At 40.6% G+C, this 17548-nt stretch carries 12 protein-coding genes and 2 pseudogenes; 4 read left to right on the forward strand and 10 right to left on the reverse strand.

Features of this window, described 5'->3' with window-relative positions:
- Nucleotides 1-68: 68 nt before the first annotated feature.
- From LCY76_RS12355 to LCY76_RS12380, 5 genes and pseudogenes are all read right to left on the reverse strand, one after another.
- A pseudogene (locus LCY76_RS12355) lies at nt 69-197 on the reverse strand (sugar ABC transporter substrate-binding protein); the annotation flags it as partial.
- A 17-nt stretch (nt 198-214) separates the two neighbouring features.
- Complete coding sequence (locus tag LCY76_RS12360) at nt 215-1795, reverse strand: WG repeat-containing protein (protein WP_419714993.1); 1581 nt, start codon at nt 1793-1795, stop codon at nt 215-217.
- A complete protein-coding gene (locus LCY76_RS12365; RefSeq protein ID WP_248252894.1) occupies nt 1720-1908 on the reverse strand; it encodes a hypothetical protein in 189 nt (62 codons plus the stop codon). The genes LCY76_RS12360 and LCY76_RS12365 overlap by 76 nt, the downstream gene beginning before the upstream one ends.
- A 282-nt stretch (nt 1909-2190) precedes the next feature.
- A complete protein-coding gene (locus LCY76_RS12370) occupies nt 2191-4944 on the reverse strand; it encodes an alkaline phosphatase family protein (protein ID WP_248252895.1) in 2754 nt (917 codons plus the stop codon).
- Nucleotides 4945-5361: 417 nt separating this feature from the next.
- Nucleotides 5362-8451, reverse strand: coding sequence for an efflux RND transporter permease subunit (locus tag LCY76_RS12380; RefSeq protein WP_248252897.1), 3090 nt, complete (start codon nt 8449-8451; stop codon nt 5362-5364).
- Between the two features lie 617 nt (nt 8452-9068).
- Between LCY76_RS12380 and LCY76_RS12385 the strand changes: the two are divergent.
- The 4 genes and pseudogenes from LCY76_RS12385 to LCY76_RS24045 form a co-directional block, all read left to right on the forward strand.
- Nucleotides 9069-9257: pseudogene (locus LCY76_RS12385) on the forward strand (substrate-binding domain-containing protein); the annotation flags it as partial.
- 110 nt (nt 9258-9367) lie between these two features.
- Complete coding sequence (melA, locus tag LCY76_RS12390; RefSeq protein WP_248252899.1) at nt 9368-10693, forward strand: alpha-glucosidase/alpha-galactosidase; 1326 nt, start codon at nt 9368-9370, stop codon at nt 10691-10693.
- Between the two features lie 211 nt (nt 10694-10904).
- Entirely contained in the window at nt 10905-11111 is a 207-nt protein-coding gene (locus LCY76_RS24040) for a DinB family protein (protein WP_336606255.1), read from the forward strand.
- 69 nt (nt 11112-11180) lie between these two features.
- Entirely contained in the window at nt 11181-11375 is a 195-nt protein-coding gene (locus tag LCY76_RS24045; protein WP_336606256.1) for a hypothetical protein, read from the forward strand.
- A 293-nt stretch (nt 11376-11668) separates the two neighbouring features.
- On the opposite strand, the gene iolG is transcribed toward LCY76_RS24045, so the two are convergent.
- From iolG to iolB, 5 genes are all read right to left on the reverse strand, one after another.
- Nucleotides 11669-12712 carry a bifunctional inositol 2-dehydrogenase/D-chiro-inositol 1-dehydrogenase gene (gene iolG / locus LCY76_RS12400; RefSeq protein ID WP_248252900.1) on the reverse strand — a complete coding sequence of 348 codons (1044 nt, stop codon included), beginning with the start codon at nt 12710-12712 and terminating at the stop codon, nt 11669-11671.
- Between the two features lie 111 nt (nt 12713-12823).
- The gene (gene iolE / locus LCY76_RS12405) at nt 12824-13732 is read right to left on the reverse strand and encodes a myo-inosose-2 dehydratase (protein WP_248252901.1); all 909 of its coding nucleotides are present in this window, start codon (nt 13730-13732) and stop codon (nt 12824-12826) included.
- 15 nt (nt 13733-13747) lie between these two features.
- Nucleotides 13748-15658 carry a 3D-(3,5/4)-trihydroxycyclohexane-1,2-dione acylhydrolase (decyclizing) gene (iolD, locus tag LCY76_RS12410; RefSeq protein ID WP_248252902.1) on the reverse strand — a complete coding sequence of 637 codons (1911 nt, stop codon included), beginning with the start codon at nt 15656-15658 and terminating at the stop codon, nt 13748-13750.
- Between the two features lie 6 nt (nt 15659-15664).
- Nucleotides 15665-16675 (reverse strand): 5-dehydro-2-deoxygluconokinase, encoded by a 1011-nt coding sequence (iolC, locus tag LCY76_RS12415; protein WP_248252903.1) that lies wholly within the window; start codon nt 16673-16675, stop codon nt 15665-15667.
- Nucleotides 16676-16697: 22 nt separating this feature from the next.
- Nucleotides 16698-17513, reverse strand: a complete 816-nt coding sequence (gene iolB, locus LCY76_RS12420; protein WP_248252904.1) for a 5-deoxy-glucuronate isomerase — start codon at nt 17511-17513, stop codon at nt 16698-16700.
- Nucleotides 17514-17548: the final 35 nt, after the last annotated feature.

The following is a 17548-nucleotide window of genomic DNA, read 5'->3' on the forward strand; positions in this document are numbered from 1 at the left end:
AAGATCCTCAATAAAGTCATGAAACTTTTCAACCGTAACCCAATTTTTCCTTGCATCATATGTAGATGGTTTTTCCCATCTACCAAACCAAATACTTGAGTTTTTTCGAAAGAAGCTGCTATTTCATTCGATAGACTACCAAAGGCTATCACCACTTCATTTGACTGATCGTCCTTATTTTCTGTAACCAATTTATTAGTGATCACCTACTAGTTTAATAATATATTAATTTGATGATGACTTTCCCATTTTTGTCGATGAACCCTGCTTTTCCGTTCTTTTTTACATAGAGCAGGCCTTCATGGAAGTCACCTAATTCGTCGTATTGAGGAGAAATCACGACCTTTCCCGTTTTATCGATGAATCCATATTTCCCTTTGTAGTCGATATAGAAATAATCATATTGATTGGAAAAGGAGTTAATTTCACTATATTTGGGCTCGACTAGCATTTTCCCTGTTTCGGTTACGATTCCGTATTTTGAACCCATCCTCACTCTTATTAACCCTTTACCTTCCATTGGATCAATCCGGTCATATTTAGGTGTGATGATCACTTTTCCTTTGCTGTTTATAGCACCTTCTTTGTTTTTTTGCTTAAAAATCAAATAATCACGATTTATTAAGCCTTCGCCATAGGTTGCCATCCTTAAATAGTCATAGGTTGGCTCAACTATCACTTTGCCTGTTTCGTTAATAAAACCGTATTTATTATTCTGCCGGATAATAGCTAACCCAATCTGGTTAAAGTAACTAATTGAATCATAGTTGAAATCGAGAACGACTTCGCCTTTTCGATTAATGACCCCATACTTGCCGTCCTTTGAGGCCACCGCTGCATCTTTGCGAAATACATAAAGTGCGGTTTCATCACCGTCTTCTGCTTTCTCAAACTGCGGTTTAATCACCATCGCTCCAGTTGTATCGATGAATCCAATCTTTCCATCAATAACAACGGAAGCCAGGCCTTCTGAGAAATGACTCGTTTCGTCAGAAATTGGCTCAACAATTACTTTTCCTTTTGAACTAACGAAACCGTACTTTCCACCCAATTTTGTTTGAGCAAATCCCTTGTTAAATGGCCAAATCTGATCGTATTTAGGTTCAACCATGATTTTCCCACTTAAGCTCATCAGTCCATATTTTCCTGCGTTTCGAATCTTTGCCAAGCCATTTTGAATTGAACCGATGCTATCAAAAGTTGGGGCAACGATGACTTTTCCTTGCTTATCGATAAGGCCGAACTTTTTGTTAAGAATGGCAGTGAATACACCATTTGTGTTCTTTGTAATTTCATCATATGTGGGGACTAAAACGATTTTTCCGCTTGTGCTTATAAGTCCGTATTTTCCCTTACTCTTGTAAGATGCAACTCCGTTTTGAAAATCACCTATTTTTTCATACTTGGGTGAAACGATTATTTTTCCACTTGTATTGATGAGCCCGTATTTTCCCTTACTCTTGTAAAATGCGACTCCGTTATGAAAATCACCTATTTTTTCATACTTGGGTGAAACGATTATTTTTCCGCTTGTATTGATAAGCCCGTATTTGTTTTCCTTTTCTACTAGGACCGGACTCTTATAACCATCCGCTGCATACTGGTATTTAGGCGACACTATTACTTTGCCCTTTGAGTTGATGAACCCATATTTATTATTCTGCTTGACTCTCAATAAATTGGTTCGCTTTGATTGGGTAATCTCTTCATACAGCGGCTTTATGACAACTCTTCCTTTTTGTCCATCATTCCATATTTCCCGTTTTGCACGAATGAAACGAGCCCATTGGTAAATTGAGTACCTAGAACTCTTTTACTTGTTGCTGCATGTGTTGTGGACTGAGTTGTACCTAGTAACAAGCTCATTAATAAAAACACGAATACCCAAATCTTCAAATGATTCTTCATAAAATCTCCCTCCTTGTTCTTGAATGATGACATTTTTTCACAATCTGAATTATCGCTTGAACTTTTTTACTTTTTCATTATTTCCTACACCATTCCTCCTTTATATTTTAGACGAAATGTATATTAGGAAGTTACAAACTTATGTCTTAGGGTATCCATATTTTCATCTTGATCGGTCAGCATGTCCGCTGGCTGCAATGATTGATGTATCCGATATTACTAAATAACAAAGACCATTCAGTCTCATACTGAACGGTCTTCTACAAGCTTCACTCTAAATTATTAATCATTGTCTGCCGGCGATGGAGCCTTGCTTTCCGGCTGCTGGGCAACTTCATTTGGTAAGAGCGGCTTTTTGTCACCTGGATACGGTGTATCAAAACCTTTTGTTGCGTACCAAACCGCGTGATTCAGCATGTTTGCATTAATTTCGTCAGGTGATGCATTTTTCCCGCTCATCCATGACTTGTTTTTGTTGGACCATTCCGTCCATTGCTCTGCCAATGCCTTAGACTCTGAGGTACTCGCTTCTGTGTTCGCAAGTGCAGCTGCATTGGCCGTTGGCTGACCGTTTAATGTGTCAAGCGGGATTCGGTTCGCTTCAGCTTCATATGGTGTGAAATCTGGCTTATTCGTGAAAATTTCGCTCATCGGCTGTGCGGCTGCATCATTTTGGTTCATGGCAGGAAGTCCCAGGATTTGTTCAATACTGCGAACCATATTGATCACTGTCCAGTAGCGGCTGTTCGTTACTTCTTTTTTCACCCATGGACTGATCACATAGGCGGGTTCGCGGTGCCCGTCCACATGATCCAACCCATTTTGAGCATCATCTTCTGTAATAAAAATGACAGAGTCTTTCCAGTACGGACTATGGGAGATTAAATCAACCATTTTACCAACAGCAAGGTCATTGTCCGCAACCATGGCCTGAGGAGTTGGATTTCCTGAAGCCGTTCCGGCCGTATGATCATTGGTTACCCACAACGTATTTAATTGCGGCAAGTCTTTATTCTTTACATGCTTTTCAAACTGCCTTTTAAAAATCTCATATCGGTATTGATCCGGTATGTTCATATCAAATGTAGGATACGGTTTGTGCGTAATCGGCCCAAGAGACGGAATGTCATAGGTTGCCTGATAATGGCCCACCGGAACGTGAGGATCACCTTCTTGTTGTCCGGACAGTTTCAAGTAATCATTGTACCAGTCCTTCCAAGTGCCGAATTCCTCAGGACCTGTAAATCCAGTCGTATCTTCTCCGAAGTTTTCCACAGAAACCTTGTATTTGAGAGCTTGGTCCCAAAGGTGTCCAGTAGGGGCATAAGCCATCGGATCTCCGGCTCCGCCTGGATAGCTTCGGACGTTGGCTGTATCGGTTTCTTTATCTTCATAATCTGTATTGGTCCCCTGCATGACCCATTGGTGGCCACTTGCAGATTGAATCCCTGAAACATAGAAATTATCCAGTAGCGGGTATGTATTGGCAAGCTTATGGAAATTTGGTGTTACCTCTTTACCGAATTGTGTGATAGCAGGTTCACCGTTTCCTTTCCCTAGATCACCAAGAACTTGGTCATAGGTTCTGTTCTCTTTAATGATATAGAAGACATGTTTTATCTTTGATGGCTCGCCAACCCGCTCTGGCATGGCAACCGGATTTATATCGCGTCGAGGTTCCGCATTCTGGTCCTTTAGACCAAACCAGTTATTATTGGCGTAAACCTTTTTTGTTCCTTCCATTAAATCATTTGCCGATGGAAAAGGAATCATGGACAAAGATCCAATTTGCGCATAAGAGGAATGTCCTGAAACAGTAACTCCTTGAATGGTTGATGTACGTGCAGGTCCAAGTGAGCCTACACCATCAGCGTTTGCCACAAGCAAGCGTTTATTATCGGCATCCATAGCCATGTCTACAGGAAACCATGCTGTAGGCATAAGTCCTAATAGTTCTGGTGTCTTGTTCGGACCTTGCCAGTCATATACTGCTACTGCGTTAACTCGTCCTAAACTGACTAGCAATCGATTATTGTCCAGCATCCTGACCGCATTGGGTGCTGCACCTTTTTTAGACTTCGAATATGGTTTAATGTCGATGGTTTGGACTACTTTATCTGTTTTAGAATCAATAACAGAAACCGTATCACTGTTTGTGTTCGCAACAAAAATATACTGGCCGGATTGAGTCATTCGTTCTGGCTGGACACCAACTGGAATCGTTTTTGTCACCTTATTGGTTTTAAGGTCTACCACAGAGACCGTTCCAGTCGAAGTGGCACCAGTCTTCGGATTAACAACCACCTTCGTACCCGAAGAATCAACGGTTGTGTCACCAGACTGTGGTTTTCTGCCGCCTTGGTTGGTGACATATGTTTTATCTCCATTCACTAACACACTGGTTGGGGCATTTTCAACTGGAATCTTGCTCGTTACAGTACCCGTCTTCGGATCGATGACGGCAAGGCTGTTATCCCTGTTCAGTGCGACGAGCAACTGCCCTTGAGGCCCGACTTTAATATCCAGCGGGTTGATGTTTCCTCCAACACTCGCTTCTGGGAGGTCATATGTCGTTTTGACGGTTGGCGTGCCGTCGTCGGCAATCGTCATAACAACTACTTTTCCAGTTTTACCTGCCGATCCTGTAGCATATAATTCTTTGCCGTCCAGTGAATAAGCAACACCCCACATATGTGAGAGTTTTAATTTAAAGCTTGTCGCCATTAATTTTCCAGTTGTGAGATTTACGATGTTTAGACCGTTACCGCCATAATCAGTTCTTCCATTTAAAACGGCCGCTGTTTTTCCATTCGGGTGAACCGCAATAGTAATTGGATTGCCCCCAAACTCAATTTGTTTTCCGGCTGGAGTGACGAGCTGATTTACAGGCGTTAACACCGAACCGTCTTGCTGTCTGCCTACTGTCTTTGTGCCAAAGGGATCATCAATGGATGCGTATACACTTGCCGAACCAAGAAGCGCTGTACTTATTGCAATACCAGCAATCAGTTTCTTCTTGTGAATGATCTTTTTCACTTTTCTCTCTCCATTCTAATTGGTATGTTTTACTAGATTAGGATACTGCTATATTTTTAACGTTTGTTTACATCAAGGTAAAGTTAATTGTTTAACTATGTAAAATATTCAATCTCTTCTCTTCACAATTAGTATCTTAATAAAAGGCTCTTTTCTAAAAGATTGTTGCTTTGGAAATATTTCGTAAATAATCCTTCATTATAGTTGATTGGAGTGCAAGATGCGAGACTCCTGCGGGGGAAGCGGGACAGGTGAGACCCACAGGCGCATGCGCCGAGGAGGCTCAGCGCACGCCCCGCGGAAAGCGAGCATCCTGAAACGAAAATCAACCACTCCCAAGAGCAACAAAGGTTACGAAAACAGCCTAATAAAAAGAAAAAGCAGCCTTTGCCCAGGCTGCTCACGATGGTTTGGGTATTATGCATACATTTTTTCATCAGTGATATTTTTTTGAGAAATATTTGGTGAACCTTTATGCAGCCATTTATAGACAATGGGAATGACTATTAAACTGATAAATGTTGAACTGATCAAACCGCCTATTACGACAATGCCAAGAGTTTGTGAGATTATAGAATCGGTGCGGGAGGATAGAGCTAACGGAAGTACGGTTAAAACAGTCGTTAAAGCTGTCGTTAATATCGGACGCACTCGAGTGGATGTTCCAAGAACAATCGCTTCATTTAACATAAGACCCTCGGCTCGTTTTCTCTCGATCTTATCAACAAGAACAATGCCATTTGTAACTACAATGCCTGTGAGCATTAATAGACCGACCAGGGCTGCTAGATTCCATTCCAATCGAAAGATAAACATAGCCGCCACTGATCCAATAAACGCCAAAGGGATACAGACGAGTACGGATAAAGGTGCTTTCCAGCCTCTAAAGACTGTACCTATGATGAAAAGAACGAGCAATAAAGAGAAAGAAAAGGCAATTGCAATCTCATAAATCATTTCATTTACTTGTTCTGGTATTCCGGCAAAGGAGTAGCTGATATTCTGCGGCAACGGAAGTTTCTCTAAAATCGATTTTACTTGTTTAGTCACCCCGCCAATATCTGATGAAGTGATATTGGCCGTAACCTCGGCGAATGGCTGTCCGTCCTTTTCCTGAATTTCTGATGAATCGGCATCGGCTTCCAGTGTGGCAAGCTCATCTAACCTTACTTTATGCCCTTGGTCATTCTTAAAAGTTTCTGAGCCCAGGGCTGAAAAAACATCTGAAGGGCTGTCTTTGCTTTTCAACACGACCGGAAAAGCATGTTGATTAATGGATATTTGCCCCTTTGTACCTTCCGCTATATAAAATTGAATCCGATTTAAAAGATCCTCCACTTTGATCCCATTTCTTTCAATGGCTTTTTGATCAAGATGAATATGATACTTTTTCGTACTGGCCTCATCGTCAGCTATATCCTCTACTGCCAGCCCAGGAACTCTTACAAGCTTTTGGCCTATTGAATGTGCCATGGATTCCAGTGTTTCATGATCCGATCCAGTGAAGTTAATCTTTAATTGGGAGTCATCTCCCGCAATCCGCTGATCCGTAACCGTGTATACGGCTTTTCCCTTTATGGAGTCAAGCTGTTTTTGAAGATTTTCAATAAAAGAAGCAAGGTTAGTATCTGTGTTGACCGTAACAAATAAGTTGGCAACATTCGGTTTTTGAATCCAACCGCCGCCTGCATCAAAAACATCATCCGATTGAGCAGTAAAAGACGACCCAAGGACTGAAGAATATGTACCCACATGTTGATCCTTTTTAATAAGCCCTTCTACTCTTTTAACTTCTGCATCCATTTCTCTTAACGATACAGACTGAGGAAGTTCGATCCGAACACCGGCTTGTCCTTTTTTATAACTCATGGGTAAAAAGTTCACTGGTAAAAATGCTGCTCCAATACCCGTAATAAGAAACAATAGAAGCGTTAAGGCGATGATTTTTTTCTCTTTGTGCAACATCCATTTAAAACCTTTATGCATGAGAGGTTCTAACGGATCATGAACACTAAGGGGTTTACCCTTCCAAAAAAGGTTGTAGAGAGTCGGCACTACCAGCATCGCAACCAATAAGGAAACGAAAAGCGCAATAACTACCGACCATGCAAACCCTGAGAAAGCTGAACTTACGATGCCGCCGATTAGAGCAATGGGAACATAAACCGCGATCGTCGTTGCTGTTGAAGAAACAATGGCAGGGATCATTTCTGAGACCGCGTGTGATAACTGATGAAGTTTTATTTTCCCCTCCGTTTCCTGCACTTTCCGGTTTAAATTATCCAAAATAACAATGGAGTCATCGACCACTCGTGCCATGGCCACGATCAAACCTGAAACCGTCAGTATGTTCAAGCTGATTCCCAACGTTTTAAGTACACCGATGGTTGCTAAAAGACATATGGGAAGCGACAGAACAATCAATAAGGTGGAACGAACTTGACGGAAAAACAAGAACACACAGATCATGGCGAAAAGACAACCTAACACCCCTTCTTTAACTAGTCCTTTTAAAGATGAATTCACTTGTTCACTTTGATCAAACAGAATGGACGATTTCACATCATTATTTTTTAGCTCAGGTATGGTTTTCAGCTTGCTTCTTATTTTTTCTCCTACATCTGTAATATTTGAAGTGGATGTTTTTAACACATCAAGCCGAACACTCGGCAGCCCATCGGTCCGGGAGATCGTTTGAAGATTGACCACTGAATTTGAAATGTCAGCTACCTTAGAGAGCGGGATGGATCGGCCATCCTGCCTTTGAACAGGCAAGTTTAATAACTCCTGCTTATTTAATGACCAACCAGAGACCTGGACAGGAATAGAAGCTCGATTACTTGGGACATTGCCCTGCAGTTCTGTTGTATATTTTTTCTTCATTGAATTTTGAAGATCGTTTACGGTTAATCCAGCTTTTTTTAGTTTTTCCTTATCAATGGTCAAAGCATATCCAGCCGTTCCACCACCCGTTACATTGATTTCCTTTACCCCTGGAACAGTTTTCAACCCACTTACAATATCTTCTTGGACCATCGTTCGTAAGGTGTTCTCGGTTACATTTGGAGAGGCACTGGTTAAATTGATGCTCATAATCGGAAACGAATTTGTACTAAGGCGTGTCACAACAGGTTGTTTTACACCAGCAGGCATTGAAATCGTTTCTATGGCGCGGTTAACCTCTTCTTCAGCTTTTTCCATATCATAGCTCATTGGAAAGTTGAGACGAACAAGAGAGCTGTCATTTGAGGAGCTGGTTTCGATACCCTGAAGGCCATCCACAACCCGAACGGCTTGTTCAATCGGTTTTGTAACGTTCAGTTTCATTTGATCTGCTTGATAATTTTCAGACTGCGCAGACACAGTAAGAGTTGAATTATTGATTTCAGGCAAATAATCTCGTTGAATTTGCCGGGCAGCCATCGCCCCCCAAGCAATAATCAGTATTATCAGAGTGATAATAAGAACGGCCCGTTTCATCGATCCATCAATGAGTGATTTCATCATGTTTCTTTTACGCCCCCAAACTTTATACATTCTGTTCTTCTGTTCTACAAACAAGATGATTATTTTAATATAATGGACAGTTGTAAAAATTCGATTAATGAAGCGTAAAAGAATTATAGAATTGTAGATAATTTACATAATAAAAAACATCTGAATTATTTCAGATTAGCTTCTATATATTAGACAGTATCCTTTTTGTCTTTTGTAAACTTGTATAGTTTATTTCTATATTTTCATATAAAAATACGGTATGTGAAATTATATTAAATATAGAAACCTGATTTGGTCTTCTGTAAAATACACGACCATTCTTTAAAACATATATTTATTAGGAGAATCCTAACTTTAAGAATGATTATTGACTGCATCATTGAGGAAATCCCGTCCTAAACGTTTAGTAATTTTTTACCTATTCAAATGAATCAATATTAAAAACCAACAAAAATAATCAGAATAATTTAAAAATAACTATTGAAAGCCTTTTCAATTGGTGGCATTATTCTATCAATCAGTAAATTATTTAGTAATTAATCGTAAAATTTATAAAATATATAACTAAAGAGGTTTTTCATGATGGCAACCAATTAAGGATAGAGGAAAAAATCCAACGTCTCAACAGCAGTCCCCCCTTTTCAACGGTGAAAGTTTATACCAAAGAAATGGGACATACCGGGGTCAAGCGATTAATAAATCGAATAAATGGCAGAAATCTTCCCATCAAGGTGATGATTCCAACCTCTTTGGTCATTCGGCCAAGCTGCGGATCATCTATAACAAAGCATCTTTTTAAGGAGGTGATTCAATAGATTACGAGGAGTTCTTATAAAGGCTTATTCGCCCAGAAACCCGCAACTGCCAATCACTGGCTCCTAAAGCGAATAGTTCAACTCCCAATTAAACAAGTGGAGGGTTAACGATGAAGGTTACAATTATTGGAGCAGGAAGTGTAGTTTTTGCCAAGCGTTTAATTACAGATATTTTAAGTTTTCCCGAGTTAAGTGATACTACCTTTTCTTTAACCGATATTCATGCGGAACGTCTGCAAACCGCAGAAAAAATGACACAATCCATCATCGCTCAATTTGGAAACAATGCTCAGGTGGAAGCGCACATCGATCGAAAGCAGGCATTGATCAATGCTGATTATGTACTTAATTTAATCCAAGTGGGAATGCATGAGGCTACATTGGTTGATTTTGAAATTCCTAAACGGTATGGCTTAAAACAAACCATTGCTGATACACTCGGTGTTGGTGGTGTTTTCCGTGCCTTACGAACTATTCCGGTTCTCCTCGATATCTGCAGAGATATGGAAGAAGTTTGTCCGGAGGCGTATTTGCTTAATTATACAAATCCGATGTCCATGCTTATGCTGGCCATCCAAAAAGCTTCTTCCATAAAATCCGTGGGATTGTGCCATAGTGTTCAAAACACAGCGGACGAGTTATCCTCTTACTTAAATATTCCCGTGGAAGAACTGGAATACAAAGTTGCAGGCATCAATCATATGGCCTGGTTCTTGGAGTTAAAAAGAAATGGTCAGGATCTTTATCCTTCTCTCTTTGAAGCCATGAAAGACCCAGACATTTATGCTAAAGATAAAGTGCGGTTTGAAATGATGAAGAGATTAAATTGCTTTATCACAGAATCCAGTGAACATATCTCCGAATACACGCCGTATTTTATTAAACGGGATCAGTTAATCCAAGACTTTGACATTCCGATTGATGAATATGTGAGAAGAAGCGAAGACAATTTAAAGCAATTTTCCGAAACACAAAAGATGATTGACCAAGGGAAGGCCTTTCCAATGGAAAAAAGCCATGAATTTGGAGCCCCTATCATTCATTCTCTAGAAACGGGGATCAACCGAGAGATTTGGGGCAATGTGTTAAACACACAACTTATTACGAACCTGCCGAATAATTCCTGCGTGGAAGTTCCTTGCCTGGTCAATAAACGAGGAATTCAGCCTTTCCAGGTAGGCGATCTCCCACCTCATTTGGCTGCGATGAACATGACCAATATCAATGTTCAGCAACTGGTGGTAGAAGCCATCCTTACAGGCAATGTAGATTATGTGTATCAAGCGGTCATGCTCGACCCCCACACGTCTTCCGTCCTATCGCTTGACGAAATGTGGGACATGACCAAAGAGCTTTTGGATGCTCATGCAGATTACTTACCTGCATTTACTAAAGGAAGACACTTAACCTATCTGGGCAAAGCAGCAACTTTATAATTGTAAAAAGCTAAGGATACTAGTCCTTAGCTTTTTTGGTTTAAATCATATTACTTAATTGGCCGGAAAATTGATAGGCAGTATACTCGTTGGAACAAGGCTGGCCATTTGTAATTTCTACAATACTGTGAGAATTCTACTACACTTTAAAAAGGAAAATAATACAGCGCAACTGAATAATAAGCTATATGAATTAAAGGAGGAATCGCAAATGAAACAGCGTCACGAGGTTTTTTTCAAACAATTAGAAGGCATTAGAAACTACCTGCTAAAAGTGGCAAATGTCACTGAGGAGGTAGCGGAGATTGTCCCTAAAGGCTTTAAAAATAATATCCGATGGAATCTCGGCCATGTTTTCGTGGAACAATATGCTTGGATCGAGAATTTAACCAAGGAAGAGGTTGGTTTCCCTAAGTAATTTAATGAATGGTTTGGATGGGGCACTTCTCCAGATAACTTTACTGCTGAAACACCTTCCTTAGAAGAATTGAAGCAGTTACTTAAAGGACAAATTGCTAATATTAAGGAAACATATGGTGATAGATTAGAAGAAGTATTTGAACAAAACCAGGGGATGGATACCCTTGAACAAGTCCTTCTTTGGACGACTTTTCACGAGGGCATGCATCTGCAAACCATCTTGGATATTAAAAAAGTGCATGAATGCTTAATAGAAAATTAAGATGGAACCAAACGAAAACGGTCTTACTTTTAAGCAAATTTCATCAAAACTGCAAAAAGCGGGTACCAATGTTTATGTTTACGCTGCAGACACAGCCGGCAACAAAAGTTCAAGTGCTGTTAAAATAAGCATGAGTCTACAAACCAGTTAAGGGACTGACATTTTAATTTGTCAGCCCCTTTTCCATTTCTTATCTTTTTCTTCTACTAGGCTTTTAACAATTTAAGTGATGGTTTCAACAACGCCTAAATAATCAACCAGTCGATCTGAAGCTGCATTTCAACACTAGAATTTTAAGTCTGTTTAAAAGAGAGTTGGGGTGTATTTTGGTAAAAAACAGGTTTTTCAACAGATTGGATCAATTCCTTCTCACCGGTTTGCTGAGCTTTTAAACAGGCGTCCGAAGTTATTGCAGCAATGTAACCATCCCATGATGAGGGACCGTTGGGTTTTCCTGTTTTCCTGATAGAATCCATAAAGTCTTGAAGCTCTTTATCATACGCATCTTGAAATCGAAGTTTCCAATCTACTAATATTTCTGTGCTTCTTTTACCTTCTTTTCGTGTAACTACACTCGATACTTCCGGAAGATGTGCAACACCGTCTTCCCCAATTACTTCACACTGAATATCGTATCCATAATTGCAATTTACAAAAACCTCAGCTTGAATGACAATTCCAGCTTTGGTCTCCAGTATAAAAATCTGCGGGTCAATTAAATGCCCTAAAGCATGTTTGGTCTTTTTTGGAAAAAACACTTGAACAGATTGATATTCATCATTGACCAGCCAGTGAAGAACATCTATTTCATGGATGAGTGTGTCTGATACTGCCATATCAGAGGTGTAATTTTCATTTGAACTGGTATTACGATGCACACAGCGAATCATTAATGGCTCCCCAATATCATGGCTGTCCAGTACTCGCTTTAATTCTACGTACCCAGAATCATAACGGCGCATAAAGCCCACTTGAACCAATCGTTTCCCTTGTTTCATTTCTGCTTGTACAATTCTTTGACAGCCTTCTGCTGTCGCAGCTAATGGCTTTTCACAAAAGACGTACTTTCCTGCTTCAATAGCCGCCATTACACTATGCTCATGGGCCGGTCCCCAGCTTGTTACAAGCACTGCATCTACATTAGGATCCTTGATCACTGAATGATCGTCTGGAAAGATAGCTGCATCCAATTGAAATTCATCTATAACACTTTTTACGGCTTCATTATTTACATCGGTTACTGCCACAATTTTACCGCCAGATAATGTATTGGTGATTCGATTGATATGCTCCCTGCCAATTGCACCAGTCCCAATTACACCAAATTTTAACGTCACAATTAACCCTCCTTGAAAAATCAAATCCTAGTAATAGAGTATTTAAACATAAATACACGAAATAAAGCTGAAGATACAAGTTCTTTCAGAAACTTGTTGTATACTTTAGGTTCATACCATCTTTTCTTCCTTTTTGATTAGAAGCTTTTCATCAATGTACTTACGACTTATTAAGGCATACTCCAATGGATGAGCAATGGAGGGATCTTGTTCAGCCTCAATGACAATCCACCCTTGATAACCATGTTCTACTAGCGTCTGATAGGGTTCTGTAAAATCAATGCATCCATCGCCAGGTACCGTAAACAGACCATGTAAAAACGATTGTTGGAATGACTTCCCCTGTTCCTTGCATTCCTGTAAAGTATCTTTTCTTACATCTTTAAAATGAACATGTTTTATCCGGTCAATATGTTTGTGAAGCAATGTGAGGTAATCTCCATCGGAAACAAAGATATGGCCGGAGTCGTATAGTAAATGTACAAAATGTGGATCTGTATGTTCTAAAAGTCGGTCAATATCAGCTAAAGTCTGTACTCCGGTACCCATGTGATGATGGTAAACCAGGCGTAATCCATACGTTGTCGCTATCTCGCCTAGAGTATTAAGCCCCTTACATAATACGCTCCATTCTTGATCTGTAAAAGCTGGCTTATTCTGAAAGACATTTGTATCTTCTCCTTGAACGCTGCAGGTTTGCTCCGATACAACTGCCACATCCGCATGAACCTCCTGCAGGTATTGGCATTGTTCATGGAACGCAGAAATAACACTTTTCAAACCATCACGAATGATATAACTACTAAACCACTTCCCTGCAATCTTTAAATTACGAAGTGCAAGTTCTTTATTTAATACTTCCGGTTCAGGAAAAAAACCTCCGACTTCTGTTCCTTGAAAGCCTGCTACAACAATGTCGCTCAGCAGGTGCTGCAAGGTGTTTTCTGCACCAATTTCCGGCAGATCATCATTCCGCCAGCCTATAGGGGCAATCCCCCAAAAGATACCTTGATTCTCCATCTTGGGTCTCCTTTTTTAGTATTGTTTTGCCTCCTGCAGTTTCTTCTGTTTTGCATCATAGACTTGCTGCACACTTTCTTTATTGGATACTTCAGCAACTCCCACATTCCACCAGGCCTCATATCCAGCAGTCATGGTTTTCGGCAATACTTTAATTTCAATCAGCGTCGAACAGGTTTGCTGCTTTGCATCTTCAAGGGCATGGATTAGATCCTCTTTATTGTTCACTCGATAGGTTTTCGCGCCATAACCTTCCACGACTTTCGCGTAATCAATGTTTAAGATCCTGTTGTCCGATGTTCTGAATTCACAAAAGTAACTTCCGCCTCCGTTATCCATCTGTAGATTGTTAATACAGCCAAACCCTGAGTTATCAAAGAGAAGCAGATTAATTTTTTGATTGTATTGAATAGCTGTAATTAATTCAGAGTGGAGCATTAAAAAACTCCCATCCCCAACCATGGCATAGACTTCTTGAGAGGGATGGGCCAACTTGATCCCCAGCGCACCAGATACTTCGTAACCCATACATGAGTATCCATATTCCAGATGATAAGTATTGGGGACTTCCGAGCGCCATAAGCGCTGCAAATCTCCAGGAAGTGATCCTGCGGAACCAATAACATAACTGGCAGGATCAATGGTGTCATTGATGGCTACTAATGCAGTCGTTTGAGCAAACTCCGTTTCAAGCGCAGCCGCATATTCGTTAAGTGTCACTTGAGAGAAATGATTTTTAATTTCCGGATCATATTCTGTTCGATTGAAACTTACTTGGCTTAAGCGGTGACGCTCTGCCAGCCATTCTTCTTTTAGGCAGGGGATGTCCTCACCAAAATTACTGCGGTAACCTTCCAACATAGGCATCAACTGCTCTAACGTTGTTTTCGCATCAGCTACCACCTGAAAAGCATCTAGTTTATATGCTTGAAAACGGCTCACATTAATGTTAAGGAACTTCGTTTGATCAAAACTGAACGCCGTTTTGGAAGACGTCACAAAATCGGTATATCGTGTCCCTATCCCAATAATGAGATCCGCCTGTTGTGCCGCTTTATTCGCCGACAAGGTACCGGTAACACCCATTCCACCTAGATTGTTTATAAAAGTAGATTCTACTGTCGATTTTCCAGCTTGGGTTTCTACTATCGGAATGGCATGTTTTTCAGAAAGAGCGATTAAGACATCACGGGCTTGAGAATATTTAGCTCCCCCACCTACAATGATTAGAGGTTTTTCGCTCATCTTAATTAACTCTGCCGCACCTGTCAGCTCACGTTCCGTCGGTAACTGGCGGTCGAGGTAGTGGATTCGTTTTTCAAAAAAAGCTTCTTGAAAGTCATAAGCCTCTCCTTCAACATCTTGAGAGATACAAATGGTGGCTGGACCTGCCTTACCAGGGTCTGTCATCACTTCAAATGCTCGGAGTAAACTACTCATTAATTGTTCAGGACGGGTAATTCGATCCCAATATCTTGAGACCGGCTTGAGGGCATCATTGGTAGTGACTGCTGCGCTGTACTCTTGTTCAACCTGCTGAAGAACAGGATCGGGTTGACGGGTGGCAAACGTATCAGCAGGCAGGAAAAGCACCGGAATATTATTGGATAGTGCCGTTCCCGCTGCAGCCACCAAATTGGCGGATCCAGGCCCGACGGAAGTCGTAACAGCATAGATTTTCTGCCGTAACATTTCTTTGCTGAAGGCAATTGCCGCATGTGCCATTCCTTGTTCATTTTTACCTTGAATCACTTTTAAGTGTCCTGCGTCTTGTTCTAAAGCTTGCCCAATCCCAAGGACATTTCCATGGCCAAATACAGTAAAAATACCTTCAACAAAATGAAATTCCTTGCCATCCACATGGAGATACTGTTGATTTAAGAATTTTATTAGTGCTTGTGCTGTTGTTAACCTTATGGTTCTCATTTTCATTCACCCCTTTACATGGATTGATTCATTTAAGGGACTTTCCTTTTCTCTAATGAACTGTTCGATTTCCTGTACGGTTGGCATGGCATCAGAAGAACTGTGTTTGCTAACTACAATGGAAGCAGAGGCACTCCCATATTTTAAAGCGCTTTCAATACCTTTGCCTTTGATGAGAGCATATAAGAAAGCGGAAGCATAAGAATCCCCTGCACCAAATGTTTTTAACACTTCGGTTGGATAAGCTTTCCCCTTATAGGTTTCTCCTTCTCTGGTATAAGCAAACGATCCCTCAACCCCTTGCTTTATCACAATTAATCCAGGCGAGTGTTGAAATAGATATTGGATCGTGTCTTTATTTTTGCCGTTTGGCTTGTTTTCAAGTATGTCGTACTCATCTCTTGTACCAAGAATTACATCGGACTGTTCAGCCACCAATGAGTAATATACGGATGTCTCTTCACGAGATTTCCAAGTGTATGGCCGATAATCCAATTCAAAAATAACCAAAACATGATTTCTTTTCGCTAATTGAATGGCGTTTAATACGGCTTCTCTTGAAGGGCTTTTTGACAGAGCGGTTCCTGAGACCAAAAGAATACTTGATCGTTTTAAGTAACTTTCCCTAATTTCAGAGGGTGCTAAGTATAAATCGGCTACATCCTCACGATACATGAGGATGCTGCACTCTTCCGGACTTTTAATCTCGGTAAAAGCCAAACCTGTTTTATGTCCTTCTTTATCAATGATCAGATTGGATGTATCTACGCCCATTCGGTTCATGTATTGCTGAATGAAGCGTCCATGCTGATCATCTGAAATTTTACCAATAAAACCAGCGTTCAGGCCTAATTTCGAGCTGCCAATGGCAATATTAGCAGGCGATCCCCCTACATATTTCGTAAAGGTCATGGTTTCTTCCATCGGGCGGTTGTACTCCGTAGCATTTAGATCAATGCAGGCTCGTCCAATGGCGATAATATCAAATTCTCTGTTTTTACTAAACTCAACTTTCATTTCCCCACTCCTTTCCAGCTATTTAGCGTTCTAATATCCATTCGTGGTTCGGATCATTATGAAATTTCCAAATACGGTTTGGGCCTGCCATAACATTTAAATAATAAGAGGTATATCCCTCGGGAACCCCTACTGGATGATACCCTTCCGGCACCAAAACAACATCGCCGTTTTCAACGGTCATGGTTTCATCGAGCGAACGATCATCGGTGTAAACACGCTGAAACACGAAGCCTTGTGGTGGATTAATTTCGTGGTAATACGTTTCTTCTAATAAAGATTCCTCTGGCAGGTTATCTTGATCATGTTTATGAGGAGGATAACTTGACCAATTGCCGCTCTCTGTATAAACCTCGACTACCAACAAACGATGAGCTGCTGAGTTGGAATCAGGTAATATATTATGAACCAAACGCTGATTATTACGGCTGCCTCGATTCTCTACTTCATTTTCCTCAGCTTTAATTAATTTGGTAGGTAGAACCTTCTCCGTAGGCGAATAACATAAAGCCACGCGCGCAGGCTTCACTCCTTCTACTTCTAACCGCTGCTGATTGGATATATACACACTGTCCGTAGGAATCTTGTCAAAGACACTCTTACGGGTACCAAGTTTAGTGAATGTATTCTTCTGATCCTTAACATTTATGGTCCCTTTCAAAGCAACGATGCAGCATTCTTTATCATTTAAGATTTCAGTATATTTAGCACCTGGCGCTAATTCTATAATTTTAAGTTCAACATACTGCAAAGGAGAAACCTCATTTTTTACTTCATGAACAATGGTTACTCCTGAAGCAATCTCCCTTTTTTCTGGTTTGCATAACAATTGCGTCATATGTTCCTCCTCCTTTAGTGTGTTTTGCACTATCA

It is taken from the genome of Fictibacillus marinisediminis (genome assembly GCF_023149135.1).
GTDB classification, from domain to species: Bacteria; Bacillota; Bacilli; order Bacillales; family Fictibacillaceae; genus Fictibacillus_C; species Fictibacillus_C marinisediminis.

What these genes read in the sequence shown, in the direction of transcription:
- LCY76_RS12380 (WP_248252897.1), bottom strand. Translation starts at nt 8,451, where the DNA reads ATGATGAAATCACTCATTGATGGATCGATGAAACGGGCCGTTCTTATT.
- melA (WP_248252899.1), top strand. Translation starts at nt 9,368, where the DNA reads ATGAAGGTTACAATTATTGGAGCAGGAAGTGTAGTTTTTGCCAAGCGT.
- iolB (WP_248252904.1), bottom strand. Translation starts at nt 17,513, where the DNA reads ATGACGCAATTGTTATGCAAACCAGAAAAAAGGGAGATTGCTTCAGGA.
- iolE (WP_248252901.1), bottom strand. Translation starts at nt 13,732, where the DNA reads ATGGAGAATCAAGGTATCTTTTGGGGGATTGCCCCTATAGGCTGGCGG.
- iolD (WP_248252902.1), bottom strand. Translation starts at nt 15,658, where the DNA reads ATGAGAACCATAAGGTTAACAACAGCACAAGCACTAATAAAATTCTTA.
- LCY76_RS24040 (WP_336606255.1), top strand. Translation starts at nt 10,905, where the DNA reads ATGAAACAGCGTCACGAGGTTTTTTTCAAACAATTAGAAGGCATTAGA.
- LCY76_RS12365 (WP_248252894.1), bottom strand. Translation starts at nt 1,908, where the DNA reads ATGAAGAATCATTTGAAGATTTGGGTATTCGTGTTTTTATTAATGAGC.
- iolC (WP_248252903.1), bottom strand. Translation starts at nt 16,675, where the DNA reads ATGAAAGTTGAGTTTAGTAAAAACAGAGAATTTGATATTATCGCCATT.